Raw genomic sequence first — 23,786 nt, forward strand, 5'->3', positions numbered from 1 at the left:
AAAGGCCTCCGGAGAGGCCCTGGCTGTCGATATGGGGATTCCCATTTCGCTTGTATGGTAGCTATGGTTTGAATCTATGCTTAGTTAACCTCGCCCCCAGTTCCCACTCTTCCATGGCCACAGTCTTACCCTTCCTGATTTGGCTTTCTACCTCCTGCTGCGGCGCTGCTGGATACGCACTACCTTCCTGCCCTGGCTCATTACTTCCGGTGCATGCATTACGGTGGTCATTGGCGTGCGGGCAGCGTTTGTTGCCGCATTCAGGGCAGACGACAAAGCGGCTATCACTAAAAGTCAATGGGCGGCAGGTTAGGCATGAGCAACCCGGAATCACCGGAGAGTTGCCGCTCACAGCCTCCTGAAAGCGTCCAAGCTCCACATACTCCTGACATGACCACCCGCCATCAATAAAATCGCGAGCTTCAACAGCGTCGAAAGTGAACGATGTTTCACCGCCAGTTGGTGAGGTTAAGCCGTACAGGTCTGCTACCGGCTTAAACTGCGTGGCTGTTATGGTACCCTCATTGGTGAGGGTGCCATTGGCACCCTGAAGCATGGCGGCGCGGCAGGCGTTCCAGCCGACAGCTTTTCCGTGTTCAAACGCGCTGTCAAAGTCATCATCCATTTCCATCGCATCAGGCACAGATACCGGCGCTGGCGGGGCGGTGTAAAGCGGCATTACCTCAATATTGAAGATATCCCCCTCGCTTGGAGATGTCTCTGCGCTACCGTAAACCCAAGGGTGAACCACTCCGTTACGCTTGTTGATTAATCTGTGCGCCCACGCCACAGGCCCCGCTTCGAGCGATGCCAGCGCGATACGCGCCAGCTCATTCAGGATTGCCACGTCAGCGTGACCGAGGGTGTAACCAGCTTTCAAATCGGCGACTGCTTGCACGGCCTGTTTGTCGATGTTGCTCATTGGAACCTCACATGATTCTTCCAGCGGTTCTGTGCTGCGCTCTTTTTGAATTGATGCCCTTCACGGCTAACACCACCGAGCGTGAAGAGAACCATGCGGCGATTGCTTACGTTCAGCCACTGACGCGGGTAGCAATTTTTCAAAGCACGCAGAACGATGATTTTTGCTTTGCGGTTTTTCATGACTGCACTCCTTTGCGAAGCTCGTCGGCAAACTCACGGATAGTGTCATCAAGGTCTGGACACAGCAGGCTGTCAGCAAAAATCTCCACACCCTGCGCCCGCACTTCAGCCAGGAAAGCGTCGGTAGACGTGGTTGGCGGAATGCACTGAATGGCTTGCTGTAAACGTCGCTGGTAGATATCAATAAGCTGATCAATCCCTGACTCCATAACGGCGTCATGGAATCCCTCAGCTAAAGCAGCGCCAAAACTTCCAGCCTGCTCATTCATGATTGCGAGTAATACCCCATTCTCCGCAGCCAGCGCCGCGCATCTGGCTTCAAGTGCGGCGTAGTCTTCGTAATCGACCATATCGCCCTCGGCGCTCTCTACCACGTCGCAATGGCACGCATGCTCATCACAGGCCACCCACTCATAACGTTTCACGTTCATACCCCTAACCTCCCCCAAACCATCAATACTCGCTTCATAGCCGCGCTGTTGCGGCATTCCTGGAAAATCGTATTCTCGCCGTCGAGGTTGATCGGCTTGCCTTCGTCGTCTTCGGCGGCCACGTACACATTGGTTCGCCAGTTACGTTCGCGAAGGACAATCTCGCCGTTCTGTCGCATCTTGAACGATGCCGCCAGCACCTGAGAGCGGGACACTCCGGTTGCTTCGCATACCAGTTCCGCGGTGAATGAACCGTAACCTTCCAGATACCACTCGATAGCTTCACGCCCCGCCATGGATTTAGCACTCATAGTCAGCCTCCTGTTGCATCTGGCCGCTGTAGGTGAAATCTACCGGGTCCAGGCCTGAGTAGCGGCTGCTGAAGTGGTAGGTCTTTTCTGCCCCCGGCGCATGGCGGGACTTCACACAGATGATTTCGGTGATGCCTTTCAGTTCGGTGTTCGGGTTGTATTTCTCATCCCGGTAGATCATGAAAATCACATCGGCTTCCTGCTCGATAACACCGGACTCGCGGAGGTCAGCTGCGACCGGGCGCTTATTAGCACGTTCTTCGACCTTACGGTTAAGCTGAGCCAGTGCGATGACCGGGCAACGCAACTCTTTCGCCAGGTTCTTCAGGCCGGTGGCGATCTCCCCTACGCTGCGGTTCATGTTCTCAGGGTCAGACATGCGCATCTTCTGCAGATAATCGACGATTACCACGCCCAGTCCGCCCAGCTTCTTACTCATACGCCGCGCTTCCGCACGCACCTGGTGAACGCTCAGGGATGGCTTGTCATTGATGTAGATTGGAGAGTCGATGAACTCCTTCATGCAGTGGCCGACCTTTCCCCAGGCCCCGTCCATCACGCCGCTTTGCTTGCTGAGTAAATCCTCTTTGCTCACCCGGGCCCGGTGGAAAGCGACTCGCTCAGAGATTTGTTCCACTGGCATCTCGAGACTGAAGAACAGCACCGGCTTTTTGTTTTTCAGGCCTACGGTTTCTGTCACTGTAGTGCTAAACATGGTTTTCCCCATGCCAGGACGTCCACCAACGACGATAAAATCGGTGTTGTTGAACCCGCCGAATGCGCTGTCGATGGTTGCCATGCCCAGCTCGGTTTTGTGCTTCCAGATATCGCCGCTGATAATCGACTGGATAGTCTCGAGGGACATGTCGATCCCGGTGGTGATGTGCTCGGTGCCGTAGTCGGTGTTGTGCTCGATGCCAGAGATATCCGCCTGTATGTTGCCGATGATGTCAGCGATACCCTCACTGGATGGTTCGGACAGCTTCTGGATCCCTACCTGTAGCGCCAGGGTCATCCGGCGGCCGAGATGCATTTCCCGCAACTTTTCGCAGTACGAGGAAAGGTTCGCGAACGACGGTGTGTTTTTGCTGCATTCAGCCAGGTAAGCGAATCCCCCGGCACTTTCCAGCGCGCCAAGCCGTTCAAGGTCGCTGGTCAACGTCAGCAGGTCTATCTTCTCCCCGGACTCGTTGAGGCGTTTGTAGGACCGCAGAGCCACCTTGTGAGGCGTTGCTGTGAAGTGGTCCTCAGTCAGCCCCTCAATCGCGTCAGTCGCCATGTCAACGCCGTCTGTGCGGCCCGCTGCGAGCATGATCCCGCCGATGACGGCCTGCTCAACGTACAAATCGATAAAACGGCTCATGCTTTGACTCCCTTGCGCTCACGGTGCTCGTTGATAGCCTGCTCGTAGACAGATCCCCAGTTCTTCGGATTCAGGATCCAGTCGAGTGTCAGCCATGGCTGATCGCCTCTGGTGGCGAACAGGGAAGACTTGCTAATCAGCTCGAAGGCCATTCCCATGTGCTTCAGTTCTCGCCAGTTTCCCTGGGTGGTTTTGCCGTTCCACACAGCTTCCAGGTCTCGATAGGCCGGACGGCGGCGGTTCCACTCATGCAGCGAAACGGCCTTCGAAGGGAATTTTTCATTCCAGAGCTTGATGATCTCTTCGTGCGGACAGGCTTTCGGGTTGCTTCCATGACCATCTGCCCATATCAGGGCGTCTGACAGGTATCCATCAAAGCGGGTCATACGGCACATGTTCTCTGGCTTGAAGCTGTGACCCCAGTTCACATGGGCCCAGCGTATAACCAGCTTCAGCTCTTCAGCGGTGTAGCACTGGTCTTTGCTCTTCACCGTGGAGAGAGCTTTCTCAAAAGGTGCCAGCGCAGCACAACGACTACCAGTTAGCTCGTTGAAGTAATCCATCACTTCCTGAGCGAGTGAGTTTTCCCCCTGGGGGGATTTAGGGGGATCTTGTTTTTCTGTATTTTGATTATTGTCTTTTGTGGTTAGCACCTTCTGCTTAGTTCCGTTAGCAACTTCCGCTAAGGTTTTCTTAGCAGGTTTAGCTAATGTTTTGCAGAATCCGTTAACCTTCGTTTTCCACTCGGAAACATTGGTATTCATGCCCACTTTGCGGCCTTCCTGAATGAATACCTTCTTGCCGATCAGCAGGTTTTTGGCAGTAGAGCAATGCGTGTGGTGCTTACCAACCATCTGCTCAAGTTGCTCGTTGCTGACCCAATCCATTTTTTTATTGAAGCCGTATGTTTTGCGCCAGACGGCCAGCACAATGCACATCTCAGTTTCGCTCAAACCTGAAGCCATAACGGCATCAAGAAGCTCATTCGCAACGCGAGTGAACCCATCTTCCAGTTGCGCCACACGATGCTCCACGACCTCCAGCGGCGGCCTGTAGTCTGCTAAATGCTTAACGACGCCCATGCTTCACCCCTGCCTGAATCAGTGCCAGTCTTGCCATGCCAACGAAGCGCTCAGCGAACGCCCTGTTTTTTGAGGCGGCGACAACCAGGCCATCTGGTGAATCTGGATGGCGACGTTCCTCTTTTTCCTGGTACTTTTTGCGAGTTTTTGACATACTTACTCCCGTTACTTGGCGTAACACAGTGTGATAAGGGCCTTTGAAGTGACCGCTTCAAGGGCTTTCGCTTTTTTGGTAGTACCCATCACATAACTCCCGGCGCCATAGCGGCCAGACTTGTCACCACCGCAGCGATTGATTCAGTTGGCAGGAAGCGCAGCAGTGCTTCAGCAGCTTCTCTCACCTCTTTCTCAAGGCGTTGTATCGGCTGACCAAGTAACTTCGCCTGATGCGCTTCAGTGCACTCTTTCATGGCCTCGGCTATCAGTTCGGCCTCAGTCTTTGCGACCAGACCGAACTCTCTCGCCACTTTCTCGTTATCCCGCGCCATCACGTCGATAATGACGGGGATCAGTAGCATCAACCCCTTGTCGTTCTTCGGGCCCGGATCGTTAATCATCCGGAAGAAGTTCTGCTTCGTGTTGTGTTCAGAACCTGCCAGTAACAACCCCTTCCCGCCGCGCGCCAGCCACTCTTTCGCAACCAGCTGAGAAATGTGAACCTGAGACTGGCCCGGCGTAGCTTTTTGCCAGGCCTTAACTGCCTCCCGTATTCGAGTTAGCTTACGGTTATTACGCGGAACACTTTGATAAATCGAAATCAACGGACGTTGTTCAAGTCCGGTACTCTGTTGATACGCAAGTGAATGCATTGCTTTCCCTTTCGTGGTTAGGGCCGCCGTTAAGCGGCATGGTTCTCTGGGTGTGGAAACAGGTCGGGAAGATCAGGTCGAATTTCGTGTGCCTTAATCTCGCCACCAGTAGCGTTTACGATGGCTGTTACTTTTTCCGGAGATACGGAACCACCGTTAAGCCACTTGTGAACCGCTGGCTGGCTAACGCCGCAAATATCTGCGAGTCGCTTCTGGCTGCCAACGATTTCTAAAGCTCGTTGAATAACTTTGTTCATGGATTTTACCTATCCGATTACTGGATTAATGAAAAGATAACCCAAGTTATGGGTATTGTCCATAACCCTTGTTATTTTACTCTACATAACCTCGGTTATATATTGATAAGATGAAAACATTTGCAGAACGACTGAACGCGGCTATGTCGGCCGCTGACATATCTCAAGGACAGTTGGCTGATAAAGTCGGTATATCCCAGCCTGCAATTCAAAAGATGACGTCAGGTAAAACGAGCGGCAGCCGTAAGATGGTCGAGCTAGCTCATGCTCTGGGTGTAAGGCCGGAATGGCTTAGTTCTGGAGTGGGGGAAATGCGGATTGATGGTAATGTGCCATCTGCGGCCCAACCGGTCTCGGAAACAATTGATGTCTTTCGGGTTGATGTTTTAGACCTGAAAGTAAGCGCTGGTCCGGGGTCTTTTATGATTTCTGAATTTGTTGAGGTCCTGCATGCTATTGAGTTCACAACTGAGCATGCCAGATCTCTTTTCGGGAACCGCACTCAAAATGATGTGAAGGTGATGACCGTAGACGGTGACAGCATGTGCCCAACGATTCAGTCGGGAGATCGCCTGTTCTTTGACGTTTCGGTGAGGAACTTCAAGGTTGACGGAGTATACGCATTTGTCTTCGGGCAGCACTTCCATGTCAAGCGCCTGCAGATGCAGGGCCTGCAGTTAGCCGTGCTTTCAGATAATCCGGCTTACAAAGATTGGTATGTGACAGAAGAAAATCAGGACCAGCTATACATCATGGGTAAAGCGCTTATTCACGAATCGATAGCGTACAACAAACTGTAGCAGTGGCCGGAAGAGACTTTTGGATAGAGACGAAGATGCGGCTGGTTTAATGATTCATAGCATCAACATCGCAAGATTATATTCTGTATTTCATATGGTTACAGTAACTTCGTTACGGTTAGGTTTTACGTTTGTGAGTGGGGTTGCTTGAGAAAAGTGAAAAGAAATGCAACTATTTTTTAGTTGCTACTATTACAGGCAAGGATATACTGACTGTGAGTAAACAACAGAAGCTGAGAAGTCGTTTAGGTACAATACCCAAAGATTTTACGTGGGATGAGCTAGTAACACTGCTGAAGAGTTATGGTTTTGTTGTTCTCAATGGGTCGGGATCAAGGAGGAAATTCGTTAACGCGGAGAAAAGATTGATCAATATTCACTGTCCCCACCCAGGGAGCATAGTGAAGCAGTATTCACTTAAAGATGTTAAATCTGTACTTGATGAGTTGGATAACCTATGAGCGGCATTCTTAAATATAAAGACTTTTGTGGCAGCATTGATCTTTCATACGAAGATAAGATTCTCCATGGAAAAATAGAATGCATTAATGATCTTGTGACTTATGAAGCTGAAACAATCCCTGCTTTAGAAGTAGCTTTTCGAGAGGCGGTTGACGACTACATTGAAACTTGTGAGGCCATAGGAAAAATACCAGAGAAGCCCATGAGTGGAACGTTCAACATTAGGATTGGATCTGAGCTTCATCAAAAGGCATATCTTGCGTCTATTGAGCAAGGCATAAAACTTAATGAGTTCGTAAAGCAGGCTGTAGCGGAAAAGTTGAGCACAAAAAGAGAGATTCATTATCATTTAGAATCATTTGCCGCTATATCGAAAGCTCATTTTACTACTTCAAACAAAAGGCGCACGGATTACAAATGGAGCGCGCTTGGTGAAGGGAGGTTAGATCATTGATTATCAAAGACATTCATTTTAATGGTTTTGATATCACATCTTCTCGTTTTGTTGAACGTGATGAATCTGATACAGACGGTGGTAGATTTAATGTTGATTATAAGGGGCTTAATTTTTCCTCACTTCAAGAAAATGAAGGGAATCATGAGTTTTTCCTGGACACCACGGCTATATTAAAGGCTTATAACGGCGAAGCCACGGAAGATTATTCGGATGAAAATTTAGCCTTTGAGTGTGAGGTTTCGTTTTCAATGCGATTTAAATGCCTCTCCGAAAAGGGAATTGAAGAATCTGATATTGAAAAGAACTTATGGTTCTTTGAAAACTACTTGTTTTTGTCAGGTAAATTAGCACTAGAGTCAGTGCTTCGCCATACAGTGATTGACACCATTACCTTTCCTTGGCATAGAAAGATAAATTAAATTAAACCCGGCCACCGCGCCGGGTTTTTTAATGCCTGAAAGCCCTTAGAACAGGTGATCTCCAAAGCCCTAGCTTTATGTTAAGATGTTTCCGATTGCAATCAAAGGAAACAAAAAATGAAAAAGGTTTTGGCTCTAGCTCTTGGGGTAATGATGTTAGCTGGGTGTAGCTCACGTGTAGCTGATCTGACTGTGGCTAGCACTAAAAACTACAATCTTAACTCAAACAATTTCGTCAAAGGCGCTCGCGTAACCGCAGAAGACTCTGCTCCAGTCGTGATTTTCCCTCTGGGAATCCCGAATGTAAAAACGGCTATCGACCGTGCAATTGAGAAGAACAAATGCTCTGTTGCTCTTTCTGATGTAGTTGTTACTCAGTTCAACCACTCCTTCCTGTTTGGTAAATTCGGATTTGTTATCGAAGGCACTGAAGTGATCGACCGCGGTCAACCTGGTTGTGAGAACGCCAGCTAAAAGTAGGCCCGGCCATTGAGCCGGGTTTTTTATTGCCCACCCATAAAGCTATCCGCCATTCTGCCGATAACTATTCAGCCTGAAGCTGATAACTATTCAGCCTGAAGCTGATAACAATAACTATCGCAACACTACCTGCCCGCCCCGTGCGGGCTTTTTTATTGCCCTTTCCGCACTATCTCAGCCGCATCCCTGTCAGCTCCCTTCCCTGTCACGTTTCCTGTTTCCTTCCGGTACTGCTTCAGCTTGTCGATGATGTTTTGCTGGGTCATGGGTAAATCAGCCAGTGACAATTCCATCACCGCCCGCCCCATCGCCTGAATTTTCATGCTTATACGCTCTTCATCCAGAACCATGCACATCCCTCCTGCTGTTTTTTTAAGCATAGCACTCATGATTTACAAAAATAAATTCATTTAGTTATCATTAATTTATAACTTATGTGATTGATATTATAAATTAGGTTATTGCCATCACTCATAACTAAGGTTATCTTTAACCCATCGAAACGAAACATCGACAGCTGAGCGAAGTTAGCCAGCGGCGGACAGCAAGTCGCCTGCTCATTAAGAATTCAACCAAGCAGCAAATCACCCGGAGCGCTCCTGGCAAATTGAAATGGCGCCCAATGGGATTGAGGCAGGTGTGTAACGCGTGGCGGGTATAGCACACGAAGAGGACTCCGCACCGGAATGGTTTGCTGCTCAGTTCCCGAACATCGGGGAAGCTTTACCAGCAGCTCTTTGCGAGGGGCTGACGGTAAACAAAGAGAGGAGTGTGTATGGCAGATAAAAAAACGGCGCCACTACTGCTTAACGTAGACGCCAGTGAGGTTCTCACTCAGTTCGGGGAGCTTTTAAAGTTACTTGAACTTCCAGCCAGTTCCTTTCAGGGAATTCCTGAGCATGTCATCGATCTGTTTTTTGACCGTGTCCGTGGCCTGATTGACAACATCGTCCTTAGTGATTTCGCGACCACAGTCAGCACAACTGACGCCGGTGAAATTTGTCTCAAAGTCAAAATCATCGGGCTGGTTGAACATCTCACTTCCGCAGTCAGGGCACACGGTCCGCATGGTTTGCATGAATATATCCTTTCTACTGTTGGGGAGATTAAAGAGTAAGCGATTTCTTGCTGTTGGGGAATAGCGGGAAAGCGCGCGCCGGGCGCGGATAAATATCCCGGCACCAACTGGAATGTTTTGTAGTGCAGTGAATTGCAGCTGCATCGGCGGCAACCGGAAGATAAGCACCCGGCGCTGCACCACAAAGCATTTCTCCCGCATCAGCGGGTAACGACAGAGGGTAAGGCGATGCCAGAATTTGAGGTTAATCATCAGAAAGGATTTTCTTTGCGTGAGTTGATTGATTTTCGCGCATGGACGGATCTGCAACTTTCAGAGTTATGGAGGCTGCAGCCGGGTGACGGGGTGAATGTCCAGGGGCAGTTAGTAAGACGCATCAAATAGACCCGCTCCGGCGGGTTTTTTATCGGCCATACCTCAGCAACTTCAAAGAGGTTGCTTAGTTATGACAACCGGCGGCCATCCACCGCCCATTAGCGCAGAAGTCTTGTTTAACGTTCGGCGGCGCGGCCTTAAGCGCGGAGATGATTATGAAAATTCAGGCAGGCGGACCAGCATTTCCATACGTACTTGTTAACAATTCCAGCGAGACAATGAACACATTCGGCATTGAGTTGGCTCCTGGTAAGACAGCTAACTTTAGTGGCATGACGATGCGAGATTACTTCGCGGCTAAGGCCATGCAGGGTCGATTAGCGAATCCTGACTGGTTGTGTAGCGATGACCGCACGGCAACCGAAGCATACCAGATTGCTGACGCAATGCTGCGTGCCAGGGAGGCATCATGACAGTCACCCACAACGGCAAGCAGTACACCGCCAAAAAGCTTAACGATAACGAGTGGCAGCTGACGTCGGTATCAGCACCGCGCGACAAGCTGACACTGAACCGCTGGCAGATGCATATCGCTGGCCTCCTGGAACAGGTTGAGGTGAAGGTATGATCAATCACTACGGCACCACCCCGCTCATTCGCCAGTGCGTCACGCCCGGCATGATGGCATTGCATGAAGGCCGCACCTATCGCGTCTCAGCAGTCATTCAGGAGCGCAAATGGGTGTACCTGCACACCGATGCAGAAATCATCCGCCTCAGTGACTGCGTGATTGACGTCCTTCTGGACGGTCACGGAAACCCTATCCAGCACTAACCACCCTATTCAACCGATCGGCCTAGCTCAATGCGGGCGGAATCTGCACATCCAAATTTCAGGAGTTCAGCCATGAACGCATACCTCACTTACGACCGCATCGAAGATCGGCGCTGGGTTGAACAGCAGCTCGACGACGAGAAAGAGAAGTGGATCGGCGACCGTGCACGGGAAATCATCGACATGATGCCGAAAGAACCGTCCGGCCTCTTCCACTTCACGGTCCCGATCGACACCAGCCCATACGAAGGACTTCGCAGCGATAAAGCTGGCGAGACCTACAACGATTTCATTTCGGCAGTTGCTTACGCCCAGGCGGAATACGACTGGGAACACCGTACCGGCTGCCCGTTTTAATTTTTGAGGGGATTAACGATGGCAAACGAATTAACAATCACAGCGACGTCGCTTCAGGAGATAGGCGTCGACGTCTCCACCTGGAGCGCGCTGAAGAACAGCATCTACCCTGGCGCGAAAGACGAATCGGTAATGATGGCGCTTGATTATTGTCGCGCCCGCCAACTGGACCCATTGCTCAAACCTGTCCACCTCGTCCCGATGTACGTTAAAGACTCGAAAACAGGTAAAGGCGAATGGCGTGACGTGGTAATGCCGGGCATCGGGCTTTACCGCATTCAGGCGGACCGATCAGGTGATTATGCCGGTGCCCGCGAACCAGAGTTCGGTCCAGACACGACGCAGACGCTTTCTGGTGTCGAGGTAACCTTCCCTCAGTGGTGCAAATACACCGTCTACAAGCGCATGCCTAGCGGAGAGATCGTCGAGTTCAGCGCCAAAGAATACTGGATTGAAAACTACGCCACCGGCGGCCGCGACACCACGGCGCCGAACGCGATGTGGAAAAAGCGCCCGTATGGACAGCTGGCGAAATGCGCAGAAGCCCAGGCGTTGCGTAAGGCATGGCCTGAGATTGGACAGCAGCCCACCGCCGAAGAAATGGAAGGCAAATTACTGGACGTTGATATCCGTGACGTCACGCCGCGCAGCACTACAGAAGCGCTTCCACCAGCCGCAAGCGAAGAAACCATCCAGTCCATTACCAATCTTTTGAAAGAGCTTGGTAAGGACATGGAGCAAGACTTTCTTCCTCTTTGCAGCGACATCTTCAAGCGGCAAATCCTTGAGGCGTCAGAACTCACTGAAGAAGAGGCGCAGAAAGGGTTTGGCTTCCTTCAGAAAAGGGCTAAGGCGGCAGCATGACACCAGAAATTATCCTTGCCCGGACCGGTATTGACGTAACCACTATCCAGCAAGGCGACGAGGCATGGCACCGGCTGCGACTCGGCGTTATCACAGCCTCCGAGGTGCATAACGTCATCGCCAAGCCAAGATCGGGAAAGAAATGGACAGACATGAAAATGTCCTACTTCCACACCCTACTCGCTGAGGTATGCACCGGCGTCGCACCAGAGGTTAACGCGAAGGCGCTGGCCTGGGGCAAGCAGTACGAGGAAGACGCCCGCACCCTCTTCGAGTTCACCACCGACGTGAAAGTCACGGAGTCTCCGATCCTGTTCCGTGACGAGAGCATGCGCACCGCATGCTCCCCTGACGGCCTGTGCAGTAACGGGTTCGGTCTTGAGCTTAAATGCCCGTTCACCTCCCGCGACTTCATGAAATTCCGCCTTGGCGGTTTCGAAGCCATCAAGTCTGCGTATATGGCCCAGGTGCAGTACAGCATGTGGGTGACCGGGAAAGACGCCTGGTTTTTTGCCAACTACGACCCGCGCATGAAACGCGAAGGTATTCACCACATCGTCGTTGAGCGGGATCCGCAATACATGACCGATTTCAATGAAATGGTGCCTGAGTTCATCGAGAAGATGGACGAGGCGCTGGCGGAGATCGGTTTCACGTTCGGGGAACAGTGGAAATGAAACGCACACCCTTCTACCGCAGGCCCGGACGAACCGGGCAATTCTCCGGCCTTCGTGAGCGCGTTATCTGGATGATTCAGACGCGCGGCCGCCCGGTCACCGGCAGCGAAATCGCTGAGAAGTTTGGCGTAACGCTCATTGAGTTTAACCGGGTCGCCAACGGCATTACCCGCGGCTCCGGACAGATAGCACAGATCGTTGAGTCTGAAAAATGGCTCAACGAGGACGGCATCTGCGACCGGACATTCGACCTGGTCACGAAGCCAAAAGTCGTAACACCACAGGGTAAATCGCGGCTATTCACCCGGCGCGCAATAGAGCAGTCGCAGGAAGGTAGACGGAAGGAATGCATTGAACGTGCAGCCCGCCGTCGCCGCCTGATTGCTCAGGGCCTCTACATCGACGAAATGGAGTCAGTGCTATGAAAGCATGGTCACTCGAAGAGCTGGCGCTGCTGTGGCGACACTCAAACGCCGAAGTCTCGGAGATTACCGGCTGCAGCATTGAAGAGGTCGGGGATAAGCGGCTGCAAACCAATATTGAGCGTAATGGCTGGGATGTTAACGATCCGGAGCGGGAGGATATATGACGGATTTCACCGGCAGCAACACTCCAGCGGATCAGCGCGATCTCTGGCGTACTCCACCAGTCCTCTTCGCCTCCCTTGATGCTGAGTTCTGCTTCCAGCTGGATGCCGCCGCGGCGCCTCATAACGCGCTGTGCCGGAAGTTCATCACCGCCGAGCAGAACACACTGGAGACGCCCTGGGCTGATTACCTGAATGTTCCCGGCTACGTCTGGCTGAACCCGCCATACAGCGACATCACACCGTTCGTTAAGAAGGCCGCTACCGAAAGCGCAAATCAGATCGGCACGGTCATGCTGGTTCCGGCAGACACATCGGTTGGCTGGTTTAATGAGGCGATCCAGACCGCCAGCGAGGTTCGCTTCATCACCGCTGGGCGGCTGGCATTTATTAACCCGGTCACCGGTAAGCCGGTAAGCGGCAACAACAAAGGGTCGATGCTTATCATCTGGCGACCGTACCCGCGAACACACTGCCACTTCGCAACTGTGGATCGGGACGAGCTGATGGCTTTCGGGGCGAAACTTCTCGCCCGTCGGGAGGCCGCATGACGCCAGCAAATGAAAACGCCATCCGCGCCGCCTGCCGCCGCTGCACCGAGGAAATCCAGCTGGCCATGCGCAAGAAGCCAAAGCCTAACTGGAACGAAACGGTTCCTCCCATCATCAATAAGCATCACAAGAAAATTGAAGCTCTGGGAGTTAGCCTCTTGGAGTTCGTCGTATACACAGGGCGGCTTAATCGCCGCTTCGGAGTGGAATCGTGAGCAAATATCCAAGGGTTGGCAGCGTGTCAGCCAAAAGCAAAAACACCTCCGCTAAATGCAAATGCGGTGCAGTGGCGAAGTATAAAACGACCGTGGAAATGAATATTTTCCGTGGCGATGACGAAGTTGTTTGGTCTTGTAACGAGCACAAGAAGGATTGTGCATTTCTGGTCGGTGAGCAAGGCGGTGCCGCATGAACAAAGCCTCTCCAGTTGATTTGAGGAAAAGCCTCGAAATAGCCAACCATCTGGCGCACATCGGGATTCGCTTCGTGCCGATTCCGGTGGAGACCGAGGAAGAATTCCAGACGCTGGCCGCCGAGTTATCGCGACGGCTTGAGCAGAGGCGGTCGAAGCCGAGAAGAATGAAGGCGGTGCTGCATGAAGGCACTAATCACCAGGTCGCTAAAGCGGCCTTTTTTATTGCTGGCGTTCACATTCAACCGTATTAACCGACAGTTCCGGGAGCATTGACCATGGCCGATATCATCGACACAGCAGCAGAGATTGAAGAGCTTCAGCGTAACGCTGCCCTTTCCGCTCACCGCCTCAATCGCAACGCAGTATCAGCTGAGCGTTGTGAAGAATGCGACGAACCAATTCCCGAGCCGCGGCGCGCTGCCGTTCCCAGCTGCCAGACGTGCGCGGAGTGCCAATCTGTCATTGAACTGAAGAATAAGCAGAGGGGGATATGATGGATTACAGCAAGTTGACTGACAAAGATATTAACGTCCTTGTTGGTGGCGCTCAGGGCTTCGCAAACAAAATAGCTGCCCAAAACGGCCTGAGAGACTACTGCAACAACCCGGCGGACGCATGGCCGATTATCACCGCAAATAAAATCAGCATTTACGCAATGAGCAAAGCGGACAAAAGAGGCGGTTGGGGGGCCGAGGCTTTTCATCCCAACGATGCATATAGCTTTAACGATAACCCACTTCGTGCCGCAATGATTGTCTTCCTCATGATGCAGGAGTCAGCCAATGTTCAGGATAATACAGCCTAATACCTGGTATGCCGATCCCCACGGCGCGCCCTGCAAAATCCTCCGCACTACCCACGAAGTAATCCACTACATCCGCAACGGTCGCACCTGCATCGCCAGCATGGGCCGCTTTCAGCATGAATTCGAGCCACTGACCAAAGCACAGGCCGAGCGGATCGCCGAAGAAATCGAAACAGCAGAACACCTGAAGAAGCTGCGCGCCCAGCGTGCGGCGTAAGGAGAACTATGAGCACCATTCAGGACATCCGAAACCAGCTATCAACCCTGGTCACCGAGGCGCACAAAGTGGCGTGCTCCCTCGATATAGGTGACGAGCGAACCGAGGCATTTGAGCTTTACGAAGCACTTCGTCGACTTCAGCGGCAGGGCGCCGCCGGAGAGATTCTCTCAGCAACTAACCCCCTTCTCGCCTCGCCATATTACGACGAGGACTGGGACGAAGATGAAGACGACTGACGCAACTGATAGCCAGTTATGAGCTGGCTATTGGGTGCGAAAGTGCCACCTCGTGATCCCTTTTGCCCGGCCCTGCGCCGGGTTCTTTTTGCCTGGAGGAAATACATGGTTGAGGCAAAAACACTGACAGCCAGACAGGCGGCAGAACTACTGATCACCTCACCGAGAACTGTCTACCGGCTTATCGACTCGGGGCAGTTGGCCGGGAAGAAGATCGGGAACAAATACCGAACGACCGACGTCGCCTGTATTGCGTATTTACATGACCCGCGCGATCCTGTTCCTGCGAGCGCGGGTGAACATAAAGGAGAAATTTTATGTCAATCACCCTCAGAGGCGGCGTCTGGCACTGTCATTTCGTTACGCCGTCAGGGAAAAGAATTAGACGATCTCTTGGTACGGGGGACAAGAAACAAGCGCAGGAGCTGCACGACAAGCTGAAGGCTGAAGCGTGGCGGGTTGATAAAATTGGAGAGCTGCCGACGAGGACGTTTGAGGAATGTTGCATCAGGTGGATCCGCGAGAAGGAGCATAAGCGGTCCCTCGATGACGATAAAACCAAAATAGAATATTTCTTGCGGCATTTCTCCGGCCGGGATATTTCAACCATCACGGCTGATCAGGTTCATGAGGCTGTTTCGAAGATGGTCAACCGTAAGCATATTCAGGTCTGGGAGTCGCGCAGGGACGCGGCTATACGCCGGGGGAAGGAACCGCCTCCTTATGTTGAGAAACCGGTAAGCCAGGCCACAAAGAGCCAGCACCTTTCGTTCATGCGATCTCTGTTCAAGGCTGCGGCTAATGACTGGGGCTGGATTAAAACGGCCCCGGTTATAAAAACGAAAAAGCCGATCAGCAAACGCATCCGATGGCTGACCAGGGACGAGGCAGAACGGTTAATTGCCTGCATGCCGGAGTCGATAAAGCCGGTGGTGATATTTGCACTGGCAACCGGCCTGCGCCGCTCCAACATCATTGATCTGGAGTGGCAGCAGGTCGATATGCAGAGAAAGGTTGCATGGGTAAATCCGGAGAACGCGAAGGCGGGCAAGGCTATCGGCGTGGCTCTGAATGATACCGCATGCAGGGTGTTAAGGGATCAGATCGGGAAAAGTTCCAGGTGGGTATTCGTTCACACGAAGCCATCAACGCGCCCGGATAAAACCGTCACTCCGGCTGTCCGAAAAATGCGAGTGGATGACAATGTCGCCTGGCGCATTGGACTGGAAAGAGCGGGTATAGAGGACTTCCGTTTTCACGACCTCCGGCATACCTGGGCGAGCTGGTTAATTCAGTCCGGCGTGCCGTTGTCCGTTCTGCAAGAAATGGGCGGCTGGGAGTCCATCGAAATGGTCCGTCGATACGCTCACCTGGCACCGAACCACTTAAGCGAACACGCACGGAAAATTGATGCCATTTTTGGCAACCATGACACAAATACGACACAAGGAGAAAATCAGGCTGGCTTGAAACTGGCGTAAGCGCCTGTTTTTGAATGGCACGCCCTGTAGGATTCGAACCTACGACCTACGGCTTAGAAGGCCGTTGCTCTATCCAACTGAGCTAAGGGCGCACGGAGAAGAGTGTACTTCGCGGTGGTGAAACGCCTGGAATTATACGGTCAATGCGTAGTGAGTCAATGCCTTTTCCGCCTTCTCTGGCGATAATGACTAGCTGATTGTAAATACGGCTGTTTTTTCAACATTTATCCCTCTTTTACGGGCTGCGAAAAGGCTTAGCCGCTTTTAAGTAACGCCTGCTGTTTTCCTGTTTACTTCACCTTCACACTGTCCTGCGGTATCCCGGCCGCCTGGAGGCTGGAAGTGAACAGGACGACGGAGTGACAGCGCCAGAGCAGACAGGTTTTCCCTCGTGCGTGCAGCACATCTCACACGACATTACAGGCATTAAGCTTGAACCTATTGTCGCCCTCTCCTCTTCACGCGCGGTGGGGGCCGAAGTGCTCAGCGTGCTGTCGCCGCATCAGCAAAGCGAAAGCTTTTTCCAGGACTGGTCAGCCACCCGGGCGCTTGTTTTGCTGGAAGCACAGATCGCCGCGTTAAAAAACCCCTTCCCTTGTGACAACCTTTTCATAAATTTGCCGATAACCGTTCTGACCATACCGGAAATGTTCCAGCGTTTACTGCAACTTAACAGCCCACCGCTGAACATTGAACTCGTGGAACCTGCCTCGTTCTTTTCACTCTCAGACCCGGTACGTCAGAGGGTGAGTTGTGCGCTTCAGCAGTTGACCGCGCGGGGACACCGGATCTGGCTGGATGATATTGATGAAGCGTCAGGGCAAGCATTTTTATCCTGTCGCCTGCCGTTATGCGGAATAAAAATCGATAAGATCGCTTTCTGGCGTTTACGTGAAACGCCGGCGCTGACACAGCTGGTCACCCTTTGTTCAAAAATTGCTGCGAATGTGCTTATTGAAGGCATTGAAACAGAACGGGACCGTACATGCGCGCTTCATGCTGGCGCGCGCTTCGGTCAGGGATATTATTGGCCATCCTGGAGATGGCAGGAGGACTGAACGGTCATCGCCAAGAGGGAAGCTATGCGAATGACAGTACGCCGTTACCGGCGTCGTCGGACAGGAAGTGATTCACTGGGTTCTACGCACTCGCCTTTTGCTCTCCCATTTTTTGATCGTCTCGAATATTTGAGCCAGTCAATCAACCAGACCCGCAAAACCGATGCTCCCTTTATCATTCTGGTCACACAGGATAATTATTTCCGTTCCGGTTTTCTGAGCGGGCAGTCGCCCCTGAGCAATTGCTGCGACTATTCCACGCTTGATGCCGCTCTCAGTGATTTAAATCACTGGCCTTCATCGCGTCTGGTAGTTGACATTGAAAGCCGCGCCTCGCCGCTCATTGACCTGCTGGACCGATTACGCCGCCACAGCCTGTTCGCCCCCTACCTGACACCCTACCTGCTCGTCCGCGCCGATGATTATGATGCTCGCCTGTTTTGTAAAGCGGCTGGCCCTTTTCATGTGCTTGAACGCCAGCTTACGGCGTTGGCTATGCAACAAACCTTGCTGGAAGCACCGGCACCCGCCGGCAACCGCAAAGAGTGGTTTTCACGGGATGAATGGCCGATCTTACAGGCGCTGTCACAGGGTAGCTCCTTGCGTCAGATCGCGCAGTTACAGAACCGCCCATATAGCCGCATTATTTACCGTCTCAGCTGCATCCTGGCGAAACTTGGACTGAATCATCGTCATGAGTTGCTACATCTTCTCAACAACCTCTCAGATTTCACGTATTAACGTATTCAGTAACTTCTTAATTCCTAAAGACCTTTAGGAAATTACTTAGGATGCATGTTAAATTTTTGTGTTTTTTAACAAAACTTTCGATTTTATAACTATTCCTAATTCTTGACCTTAAACCATGCGAAATGCTGCTGGTACGCTCAACGAGAGTGATTTTATCCATGCGTTAAGGTTCTGGCGCTTCCGTTAACAGGATGATAATGGTGTAAAAACAAGCGATTTACCTGTAAAAGAATGCGATGAGAGGTGAAGAAAACAGCAGATAGTGCTGTTCTGTTGTTGGGAACGGCAATTTGCCAGGAGACGTTTGAAACGGAGAGATGACGCACGAAATGGCGGATTTCAGGGATGGCGGGCAGGCGGGATGCTGGTTGTCACAGCCCGCTTACTGTTAACATTCATTTAACATACAGTAAAATCGTTTATTTTTTGTTATTACATAAAGATGAAAGTGTGTGGTAAATGCAATATCAGGACATTTTTGCTAATTTTAAAAAGTTAGTGATTCAGATCCAGAACATAATAATCAGCAATATATGGATATTAATTTACAGGCTTTTCGGACAATACTTAAACGGTATAATAAGACGTGTTTGACACGCGAATAAGAAAAATCATTTTGCCATAACCAGCCTTATGAGATAACTGCGCTGAGGCATTGATATCACCACTACGTAAACAAGGATGCTTTCGCTCTTCCCAGGGACATTTACCGTACAAGGATCTGCGCAATTATCCTTCCGGCTTTTCGAGAGTTTTAACAAAACTCAGCATAACGCTTTTAACAATCTGAGGCATAAAAAATGAAACCGGCATCCGTTATCATTATGGACGAACACCCTATCGTCAGAATGTCGATAGAAGTCCTGCTACAGAAAAATAAAAACATCCAGGTCAAACTGAAGTCAGGCGACAGCCACGAAGTGCTTGACTGTATACGCAACCACCCCATTGACCTGGTCATTCTCGATATTGAAATGACGGGCACGGATGGGTTCGTATTACTGAAAAGAATCAGGAACTTAAATAAAGACATTAAGGTTCTTTTCCTCTCTTCAAAATCTGAAGCCTTCTACGCAGGACGCGCCATCCGCGCCGGGGCAAATGGTTTTGTCAGTAAGCGAAAAGATCTGGGGGAAATTTATAACGCGGTGGAAATGATACTGACGGGCTATTCTTTCTTCCCTTCAGAAACATTAAGTTTTATAAACCATCTGGGCTCGCGGACGGGCGCCGCTGTGGATATGCCATTATCGAATCGTGAAGTGACGGTTCTGCGATATCTGGCGAACGGATTATCTAATAAGGAGATTGCGGATCAATTATTACTTAGCAACAAAACAATTAGTGCCCATAAGTCTAATATCTTTTCCAAGCTGGGCGTGCAAAGTATCGTTGAATTAATTGATTACGCGAAAGCGCACGAATTACTGTAATCCCTCTCTCTCCCTGCAACATATAATCGTCACAGGGAGAGTGGATACGATTAATTATAATTGATCATGAACGTTGCATCGGCGTCAGCCCGGCCCGGCTGCGGATTATCCGCCGTGGCGATATAATTGGCATAAAACGACAGTTCTGCATTTCCCTGCGCATCCACCGCCACCGTCTGGCTGGCCTGCTGCAACGCGAGGCGCGTTTTATCCCGGTCAAGGATCTCCACGGCCACGTTGCTGGCCGCGCTGGCATCATTCAGCGCCAGCAGGCTGTTATCATGCCCGTCCATCTTCCCCGTAAATGTGACCGAAGCTGCCCCCGGCGGGCATCCGGTCAGCTTCAGGGTGAACGGCACAGGCTGCGTCCGGCTCCCCGTTGTGCGGAGCTGTTTCGTGGGCCAGGTGCCGAGCGTGACGGTTTTATTGCTGTCGTCCCCCTCCGCCACGCAGGTAAAATCCACGATATTGCCGTAGAGCTGAATGTTAATTTCCCCAAGCGCCGTCTCTGCGTGTGCAGGGGAGCAAAGCGCAAAGAGCGCGACGGCTAAATACCGTATTCCCTTTCGCATATCTGCTCCTTAGTCGTAGTCGACGCGTAAATAGCCGCGAGAGGTAAAACGCCCCTCGGCAGGTTTTTTACCGGTCACGCTGACGGGCCACGCGCGGATCCCCACCTGTGCCTGAGCGCTGTCGTCCAGACGGAACGGGATTTTGCTGGTCAGGTTGTTGGGCGTCAGCGGCACGCCATTACTGTTGGCAATCACAAAACCCACATCCGCGTTATCGGAAACCAGCGTACTGCCTGAAACCTTCTCCGCTTCAACACGCATCGTGAGCATGGCGTTCGCCTCGACGTTGGTGCATTTTATGCCGATGGTTTTGCTTTGCGCTGAGATCCCCTCCGGCTTATTCCCAATGCCCGCTTTACTGAACAGGGAGGCGCCGATGTCTCCGAAATCGAACTCCACCACATTCCCGGCATTAATTTCACAGCTCTGAGGCACCTGAATGGTCCCGCTGTAGCTGATGGTATAAACCGGCGTGGTGAGCGGATCCGAGGAGGTCGTGGTGACGTAAACCCGGAACATGGTCGCCCGGGGGATCACTACCATATTGATAAAGCGTCGGGTCACCTTAAGCCGAAAGACGAGGCTGGAATCCTGTACACCAAACGGTTTGTTTTTAGACACGTTCGGATGGCTCCCCATCTGAATGTACTTTCTGGGTGGATAGAAGGTGCCAGCGTAGCTGTCGGTGATTTTCATCGCTCCGTCCAGATAGTCGTTAAGCTTCAGATACTGGTAGCCATCGCTGGTGCCCGTGACCGGGAAATCGGTAACATAGCTGCGCTTGGTGGTGTTCCCGGACGTTCCCTTAGGACAGACGGCGTTAACACCCACCCACTGAGACTTCTCGCTGAGTGTGACAATCTGCCCCACCTGGTTATTGGAGCTGTTGAATTTATCCGTCAGGTCGTAATACACCTCCGTCGGCACGCCATTTTCATTGACGCAGACGGTGGCGAACGCCTGAGATAGCGGCAAAAATGCCAGCAGGGATAGCCCCAGATAATGGATTTTATTCACAGCGGATCCCCTTAAGTGTGATCGCCTGTTGCAGGCTCTGTTCTGGCAGGCTGTAGGGCGCACGACACTGGGACTGCTTCCCGTCTCCCCACTGAATCAGCAGCTCCCCGCTCAGTGGCAGCCCGCTCAGGTAAATCTGACCGTCATCTCCCACCATGCTGGTTACGCCGCTCTGCGTCTCACGCACCACCGCCCCAAACGGCACAGGCTGGTTATCACGCTTAACGGTGAGCAACGCGCGCACGCCGATGCGGGTGTCAAAACTGGCGCGCACCAGCGCACCGTTCGTCGGCACGACGCTGGAAACGTTATTTTCAATGTCGGTGTTGTTGCTCATGGTGTTAGTGTCGAGCGCCACGCGGTTGTAACGGTACACCGTGGCGTACGGCATCACCGCATAGCCACGCCAGTCTGTTTTGACGCCGGTCTGGTTTTCGACGCTCACGCCTGACGCGCCCGGCGCTTTGATCAAGACGTTGGTATCGCCCAGCGGCTGACTGAATGTGATGCCGTCTGAATGCCCTACCACGCCGCCGGAAAGCTGCCAGTTGAGGTCGTGCTGATCCCGCGTGTAGTTGTAGCCCACGCCCAGCGTACCGTACGTTGCCTGCCAGTTAGCGCTGGCGCTGCCGCTGGCACCGTTATTGCTGGTGTGGCCCTGCGTAACGCTGTAGTTCAGGTTACGATCTTTTAGCAGCGTTCCGCTGATCCCGGTCTGCCAGCTGGTATCACCGTCGCTGTTACGGCTGGCAGAGGCAGTGGCATAGGCCCGGTCGATCGCGTTATCGCGACGGTAGCCGTGACGGGTGAACAGGCTGAACGGGACGGAGACGTTGAACGAGGCGATCCGGTCGGTTCCTTCAATGCCGACGGCCTTGTTCCACGACCAGGATAAGGCGTAGCTGACCCCTTTCACCCCGCCCGCGTAGCCAAGCTGATACCAGACGTTGGATTCGCTGGTGCCCCAGTAACTTTGCTGGCTGCCCGACACGTACACCGAGCCGTAATCGCCAAGAGACTGGGAGATATTGAGCTGGAAACGCCCTTTTTTATTCAGCGTCAGGTTGTGATAGCTCTGCACGTCCGGCACGCCGTCATCGTCCTGATCGTCGCCATACTGGTAGCCTTCCATTGTGCGCCAGGCCACATCGTCGAGGGTGTAGAAGCCTTTGGTCGAGTAGCGATAGCCCAGCAGCTGAAAGTTGGTGCCGAATCCGTTAAGGGATTTTGCGTACAGGAACCGCAGGGACTGCCCTTCATGGCGGCTGTCATCGGCAAGCTGGCTGCGGGCATGGGTGAGATCAAGTGAAACCGCCCCCCAGTCACCGAGGTTTTTACCCGCGCCAATGGCGATGGCGGTATAGCGCGAGGCCAGCTGCGTTCCGCCGTACAGCGTGTAGCCGTCGGCAAGACCCGCAATCATCGTACCCTGAGTAAAGAACGGCGTGTCCTGCTCGCTGTTGCCGCTGCGATAGTCCCCTGCCACCAGATCGTATTTCCAGCGTCCTTCACGCTGGAGCAGCGGAACGGTGGAATACGGGACGGTGTAGCGCTGCTGGCTGCCGTCCTTCTCTTCCACCGTCACCTCCAGGTCACCGCTTGAGGAGGTCGGGTTAAGATCAGTTATCGCAAAAGCCCCCGGCTGCACATAGCTCTGGTAAATCACGTATCCGTTCTGGCGGATCACCACTTTGGCAGGGGTGCGGGCGATTCCGCGCACGGTAGGCGCGTAACCTTGCAGACTGTCCGGGTACATACTGTCGGACGAATAGAGGCGACCACCGCGAAAACCGACGCTGTCGAAGACATCGTTACCGGTGTTGCTGTCGCCAAGCACCAGCTCGCTTTTCAGCGGGATGATCGTACGCTGCGCCCAGGTACCAATATTTTGCCAGCTGCTGTGCCGCTGGCCGTTGCTTTCGGTATAACGCCACGCGCCGTTATTGCGTAATCGCCAGGCGCCATAGTTCAACCCGCTTTGCAGGTTCAGATAGTAGCTGTCGTCGTCGCTGCCCCGGTTGCCGGTAAAGCTGTAGTTCAGCAGCGCGGCAGGGATGCCTTCATCCCACTGTTCAGGCGGAATATATCCGCGGGCGCTGTTTTGCATCGCCACCTGAGGCAGGCTGACGTTCAGGCGCAACGAGGCGAAGTTGAACGCCGCTTCGCTGCCCGGAATAGCCGTTGTGAGCGGAACGCAGGTATCGCCCTGCACGTTGCTCAGTTCCGGGAAGGCGGCGATATTGACGCCAAAGCGATCGAGCATCGCGCGCGTAATGCACGGCGACAAACCGCCTGCGACCGGCGGCGTGTTGTCAGCTTGCTCAAACCGCACGTCCTGCGTGCCGATAAACTCATCGTTACGCCAGATATCGACGCGATAGACGCCCGGTGCCTGCTGGTGGCCTTTTTCAAAACGCGACAAATCCGCGACGTTCGCCGTGTCATCGGAGAGAAACGCCGGGTTAAAGTAGCTTTCGCCCCAGCCAGCGAGTGGCCAGAGCGTTGCCATCAGTGCCAGCGCAACCGGGCAGTAACGCCATTGAGTGTTCATCGCCCTGTCTC

Annotated in this window: 39 protein-coding genes, 1 tRNA gene and 1 pseudogene; 26 read left to right on the forward strand and 15 right to left on the reverse strand. The window is 52.5% G+C overall.

Translation table 11 applies throughout. The annotated features are described in order from the left end of the window. Positions 1-61 precede the first annotated feature (61 nt). From AM329_RS26125 to AM329_RS11615, 9 genes are all read right to left on the reverse strand, one after another. On the reverse strand, positions 62-922 hold the full coding sequence (locus AM329_RS26125) for a hypothetical protein (protein ID WP_226866574.1): 861 nt from the start codon (positions 920-922) through the stop codon (positions 62-64). Further along, positions 919-1,104 carry a hypothetical protein gene (locus tag AM329_RS11580; RefSeq protein ID WP_032608719.1) on the reverse strand — a complete coding sequence of 62 codons (186 nt, stop codon included), beginning with the start codon at positions 1,102-1,104 and terminating at the stop codon, positions 919-921. The genes AM329_RS26125 and AM329_RS11580 overlap by 4 nt, the downstream gene beginning before the upstream one ends. After that, positions 1,101-1,535, reverse strand: coding sequence for a hypothetical protein (locus AM329_RS11585; RefSeq protein ID WP_032608717.1), 435 nt, complete (start codon positions 1,533-1,535; stop codon positions 1,101-1,103). Before AM329_RS11585 ends, AM329_RS11580 begins: the two co-directional genes overlap by 4 nt. Continuing rightward, the gene (locus tag AM329_RS11590; protein WP_059555724.1) at positions 1,532-1,846 is read right to left on the reverse strand and encodes a hypothetical protein; all 315 of its coding nucleotides are present in this window, start codon (positions 1,844-1,846) and stop codon (positions 1,532-1,534) included. Before AM329_RS11590 ends, AM329_RS11585 begins: the two co-directional genes overlap by 4 nt. Then, positions 1,836-3,209 carry a replicative DNA helicase gene (locus tag AM329_RS11595; protein WP_032608716.1) on the reverse strand — a complete coding sequence of 458 codons (1,374 nt, stop codon included), beginning with the start codon at positions 3,207-3,209 and terminating at the stop codon, positions 1,836-1,838. The genes AM329_RS11590 and AM329_RS11595 overlap by 11 nt, the downstream gene beginning before the upstream one ends. After that, complete coding sequence (locus tag AM329_RS11600) at positions 3,206-4,291, reverse strand: replication protein (protein WP_032608714.1); 1,086 nt, start codon at positions 4,289-4,291, stop codon at positions 3,206-3,208. The genes AM329_RS11595 and AM329_RS11600 overlap by 4 nt, the downstream gene beginning before the upstream one ends. Further along, entirely contained in the window at positions 4,278-4,445 is a 168-nt protein-coding gene (locus AM329_RS25875; RefSeq protein WP_013095956.1) for a hypothetical protein, read from the reverse strand. The genes AM329_RS11600 and AM329_RS25875 overlap by 14 nt, the downstream gene beginning before the upstream one ends. Before the next feature lie 88 nt (positions 4,446-4,533). Further along, positions 4,534-5,100 carry a toxin YdaT family protein gene (locus AM329_RS11610; RefSeq protein ID WP_001514165.1) on the reverse strand — a complete coding sequence of 189 codons (567 nt, stop codon included), beginning with the start codon at positions 5,098-5,100 and terminating at the stop codon, positions 4,534-4,536. A 29-nt stretch (positions 5,101-5,129) separates the two neighbouring features. Then, complete coding sequence (locus AM329_RS11615; RefSeq protein WP_016042179.1) at positions 5,130-5,357, reverse strand: helix-turn-helix domain-containing protein; 228 nt, start codon at positions 5,355-5,357, stop codon at positions 5,130-5,132. Positions 5,358-5,467: 110 nt separating this feature from the next. On the opposite strand from AM329_RS11615, the gene AM329_RS11620 reads away from it, so the two are divergent. The 5 genes from AM329_RS11620 to AM329_RS11640 all read left to right on the forward strand — a co-directional run bounded on the left by AM329_RS11620 (position 5,468) and on the right by AM329_RS11640 (position 7,969). Continuing rightward, on the forward strand, positions 5,468-6,157 hold the full coding sequence (locus AM329_RS11620) for a helix-turn-helix transcriptional regulator (protein ID WP_016042178.1): 690 nt from the start codon (positions 5,468-5,470) through the stop codon (positions 6,155-6,157). Between the two features lie 215 nt (positions 6,158-6,372). Further along, positions 6,373-6,618, forward strand: coding sequence for a type II toxin-antitoxin system HicA family toxin (locus tag AM329_RS11625; protein WP_032608710.1), 246 nt, complete (start codon positions 6,373-6,375; stop codon positions 6,616-6,618). Continuing rightward, on the forward strand, positions 6,615-7,073 hold the full coding sequence (locus AM329_RS11630) for a type II toxin-antitoxin system HicB family antitoxin (RefSeq protein ID WP_032608708.1): 459 nt from the start codon (positions 6,615-6,617) through the stop codon (positions 7,071-7,073). Before AM329_RS11625 ends, AM329_RS11630 begins: the two co-directional genes overlap by 4 nt. After that, positions 7,070-7,495 carry a hypothetical protein gene (locus tag AM329_RS11635; RefSeq protein WP_032608707.1) on the forward strand — a complete coding sequence of 142 codons (426 nt, stop codon included), beginning with the start codon at positions 7,070-7,072 and terminating at the stop codon, positions 7,493-7,495. Before AM329_RS11630 ends, AM329_RS11635 begins: the two co-directional genes overlap by 4 nt. Positions 7,496-7,612: 117 nt before the next feature. Beyond that, the gene (locus AM329_RS11640; protein ID WP_025760147.1) at positions 7,613-7,969 is read left to right on the forward strand and encodes a hypothetical protein; all 357 of its coding nucleotides are present in this window, start codon (positions 7,613-7,615) and stop codon (positions 7,967-7,969) included. Positions 7,970-8,127: 158 nt separating this feature from the next. Here the strand turns inward: AM329_RS11640 and AM329_RS11645 are convergent, their stop codons facing one another. Both AM329_RS11645 and AM329_RS25880 read right to left on the reverse strand, forming a co-directional pair. After that, positions 8,128-8,325, reverse strand: coding sequence for a hypothetical protein (locus AM329_RS11645; RefSeq protein WP_032608706.1), 198 nt, complete (start codon positions 8,323-8,325; stop codon positions 8,128-8,130). 506 nt (positions 8,326-8,831) lie between these two features. Further along, positions 8,832-9,305: a hypothetical protein gene (locus AM329_RS25880; protein ID WP_042862569.1), complete on the reverse strand. Its 474-nt coding sequence runs from the start codon at positions 9,303-9,305 to the stop codon at positions 8,832-8,834. A gap of 278 nt (positions 9,306-9,583) precedes the next feature. On the opposite strand from AM329_RS25880, the gene AM329_RS11655 reads away from it, so the two are divergent. The 18 genes and pseudogenes from AM329_RS11655 to AM329_RS11730 all read left to right on the forward strand — a co-directional run bounded on the left by AM329_RS11655 (position 9,584) and on the right by AM329_RS11730 (position 16,394). Further along, entirely contained in the window at positions 9,584-9,841 is a 258-nt protein-coding gene (locus AM329_RS11655; protein WP_050596946.1) for a hypothetical protein, read from the forward strand. Further along, positions 9,838-9,996, forward strand: coding sequence for a hypothetical protein (locus tag AM329_RS25885; RefSeq protein WP_023294196.1), 159 nt, complete (start codon positions 9,838-9,840; stop codon positions 9,994-9,996). Before AM329_RS11655 ends, AM329_RS25885 begins: the two co-directional genes overlap by 4 nt. Then, positions 9,993-10,202 carry a cell division protein FtsZ gene (locus AM329_RS11665; RefSeq protein ID WP_000607101.1) on the forward strand — a complete coding sequence of 70 codons (210 nt, stop codon included), beginning with the start codon at positions 9,993-9,995 and terminating at the stop codon, positions 10,200-10,202. The genes AM329_RS25885 and AM329_RS11665 overlap by 4 nt, the downstream gene beginning before the upstream one ends. A 72-nt stretch (positions 10,203-10,274) precedes the next feature. Next, positions 10,275-10,559, forward strand: a complete 285-nt coding sequence (gene gamL / locus AM329_RS11670) for a host nuclease inhibitor GamL (RefSeq protein ID WP_032608703.1) — start codon at positions 10,275-10,277, stop codon at positions 10,557-10,559. Between the two features lie 18 nt (positions 10,560-10,577). After that, entirely contained in the window at positions 10,578-11,423 is an 846-nt protein-coding gene (gene bet / locus AM329_RS11675) for a phage recombination protein Bet (RefSeq protein ID WP_032608701.1), read from the forward strand. Then, positions 11,420-12,100 (forward strand): lambda exonuclease family protein, encoded by a 681-nt coding sequence (locus tag AM329_RS11680; RefSeq protein ID WP_032608700.1) that lies wholly within the window; start codon positions 11,420-11,422, stop codon positions 12,098-12,100. The genes bet and AM329_RS11680 overlap by 4 nt, the downstream gene beginning before the upstream one ends. Further along, positions 12,097-12,525 carry a hypothetical protein gene (locus AM329_RS11685; RefSeq protein ID WP_032608699.1) on the forward strand — a complete coding sequence of 143 codons (429 nt, stop codon included), beginning with the start codon at positions 12,097-12,099 and terminating at the stop codon, positions 12,523-12,525. Before AM329_RS11680 ends, AM329_RS11685 begins: the two co-directional genes overlap by 4 nt. Continuing rightward, positions 12,522-12,689: a hypothetical protein gene (locus tag AM329_RS25890; protein WP_164088318.1), complete on the forward strand. Its 168-nt coding sequence runs from the start codon at positions 12,522-12,524 to the stop codon at positions 12,687-12,689. Before AM329_RS11685 ends, AM329_RS25890 begins: the two co-directional genes overlap by 4 nt. Further along, positions 12,686-13,237, forward strand: coding sequence for a phage N-6-adenine-methyltransferase (locus AM329_RS11690; protein WP_032608698.1), 552 nt, complete (start codon positions 12,686-12,688; stop codon positions 13,235-13,237). Before AM329_RS25890 ends, AM329_RS11690 begins: the two co-directional genes overlap by 4 nt. After that, the gene (locus AM329_RS11695; RefSeq protein ID WP_032608697.1) at positions 13,234-13,452 is read left to right on the forward strand and encodes a hypothetical protein; all 219 of its coding nucleotides are present in this window, start codon (positions 13,234-13,236) and stop codon (positions 13,450-13,452) included. Before AM329_RS11690 ends, AM329_RS11695 begins: the two co-directional genes overlap by 4 nt. Beyond that, a complete protein-coding gene (locus AM329_RS25800) occupies positions 13,449-13,649 on the forward strand; it encodes a hypothetical protein (RefSeq protein WP_127341288.1) in 201 nt (66 codons plus the stop codon). Before AM329_RS11695 ends, AM329_RS25800 begins: the two co-directional genes overlap by 4 nt. Then, positions 13,646-13,807: pseudogene (locus AM329_RS11700) on the forward strand (DUF1382 family protein); the annotation flags it as partial. The gene AM329_RS25800 and the pseudogene AM329_RS11700, both read left to right, overlap by 4 nt. Positions 13,808-13,927: 120 nt before the next feature. Further along, positions 13,928-14,146, forward strand: a complete 219-nt coding sequence (locus AM329_RS11705) for a TraR/DksA family transcriptional regulator (protein WP_032608692.1) — start codon at positions 13,928-13,930, stop codon at positions 14,144-14,146. Then, positions 14,143-14,457: a phage protein NinX family protein gene (locus tag AM329_RS11710; RefSeq protein WP_306173477.1), complete on the forward strand. Its 315-nt coding sequence runs from the start codon at positions 14,143-14,145 to the stop codon at positions 14,455-14,457. Before AM329_RS11705 ends, AM329_RS11710 begins: the two co-directional genes overlap by 4 nt. Then, positions 14,435-14,674, forward strand: a complete 240-nt coding sequence (locus AM329_RS11715; RefSeq protein WP_032608690.1) for a DUF4222 domain-containing protein — start codon at positions 14,435-14,437, stop codon at positions 14,672-14,674. The genes AM329_RS11710 and AM329_RS11715 overlap by 23 nt, the downstream gene beginning before the upstream one ends. A gap of 8 nt (positions 14,675-14,682) precedes the next feature. Next, entirely contained in the window at positions 14,683-14,913 is a 231-nt protein-coding gene (locus AM329_RS11720; RefSeq protein ID WP_032608689.1) for a hypothetical protein, read from the forward strand. Positions 14,914-15,018: 105 nt separating this feature from the next. Next, on the forward strand, positions 15,019-15,354 hold the full coding sequence (locus AM329_RS11725) for a helix-turn-helix domain-containing protein (RefSeq protein WP_071886183.1): 336 nt from the start codon (positions 15,019-15,021) through the stop codon (positions 15,352-15,354). Then, positions 15,237-16,394, forward strand: a complete 1,158-nt coding sequence (locus tag AM329_RS11730) for a site-specific integrase (RefSeq protein WP_223831790.1) — start codon at positions 15,237-15,239, stop codon at positions 16,392-16,394. The genes AM329_RS11725 and AM329_RS11730 overlap by 118 nt, the downstream gene beginning before the upstream one ends. 15 nt (positions 16,395-16,409) lie before the next feature. Here AM329_RS11730 and AM329_RS11735 read toward each other — a convergent pair. Beyond that, positions 16,410-16,486: transfer RNA gene (locus AM329_RS11735), tRNA-Arg, on the reverse strand. Between the two features lie 303 nt (positions 16,487-16,789). On the opposite strand from AM329_RS11735, the gene AM329_RS11740 reads away from it, so the two are divergent. The 3 genes from AM329_RS11740 (at position 16,790) to fimZ (ending at position 19,635) form a co-directional block, all read left to right on the forward strand. Next, on the forward strand, positions 16,790-17,452 hold the full coding sequence (locus AM329_RS11740) for an EAL domain-containing protein (RefSeq protein WP_032608685.1): 663 nt from the start codon (positions 16,790-16,792) through the stop codon (positions 17,450-17,452). Positions 17,453-17,476: 24 nt separating this feature from the next. Further along, complete coding sequence (locus AM329_RS11745) at positions 17,477-18,193, forward strand: response regulator transcription factor (RefSeq protein ID WP_022650524.1); 717 nt, start codon at positions 17,477-17,479, stop codon at positions 18,191-18,193. Positions 18,194-19,002: 809 nt separating this feature from the next. After that, positions 19,003-19,635, forward strand: a complete 633-nt coding sequence (gene fimZ / locus AM329_RS11750) for a fimbria biosynthesis transcriptional regulator FimZ (RefSeq protein WP_003858901.1) — start codon at positions 19,003-19,005, stop codon at positions 19,633-19,635. A gap of 50 nt (positions 19,636-19,685) precedes the next feature. Here fimZ and sfmF read toward each other — a convergent pair whose 3' ends face one another. The 3 genes from sfmF to AM329_RS11765 are packed head-to-tail and all read right to left on the reverse strand — an operon-like array spanning position 19,686 to position 23,775. After that, positions 19,686-20,207, reverse strand: a complete 522-nt coding sequence (gene sfmF / locus AM329_RS11755) for a fimbria assembly protein (RefSeq protein ID WP_032608684.1) — start codon at positions 20,205-20,207, stop codon at positions 19,686-19,688. 9 nt (positions 20,208-20,216) lie between these two features. After that, entirely contained in the window at positions 20,217-21,224 is a 1,008-nt protein-coding gene (gene fimH, locus AM329_RS11760; protein WP_003858903.1) for a type 1 fimbria D-mannose specific adhesin FimH, read from the reverse strand. Beyond that, the gene (locus AM329_RS11765) at positions 21,217-23,775 is read right to left on the reverse strand and encodes a fimbrial biogenesis usher protein (RefSeq protein WP_032608682.1); all 2,559 of its coding nucleotides are present in this window, start codon (positions 23,773-23,775) and stop codon (positions 21,217-21,219) included. The genes fimH and AM329_RS11765 overlap by 8 nt, the downstream gene beginning before the upstream one ends. Positions 23,776-23,786: the final 11 nt, after the last annotated feature.

Source organism: Enterobacter cloacae complex sp. AR_0002 (assembly GCF_001922365.1).
In the GTDB taxonomy this organism is placed as follows: domain Bacteria; phylum Pseudomonadota; class Gammaproteobacteria; order Enterobacterales; family Enterobacteriaceae; genus Enterobacter; species Enterobacter hormaechei_C.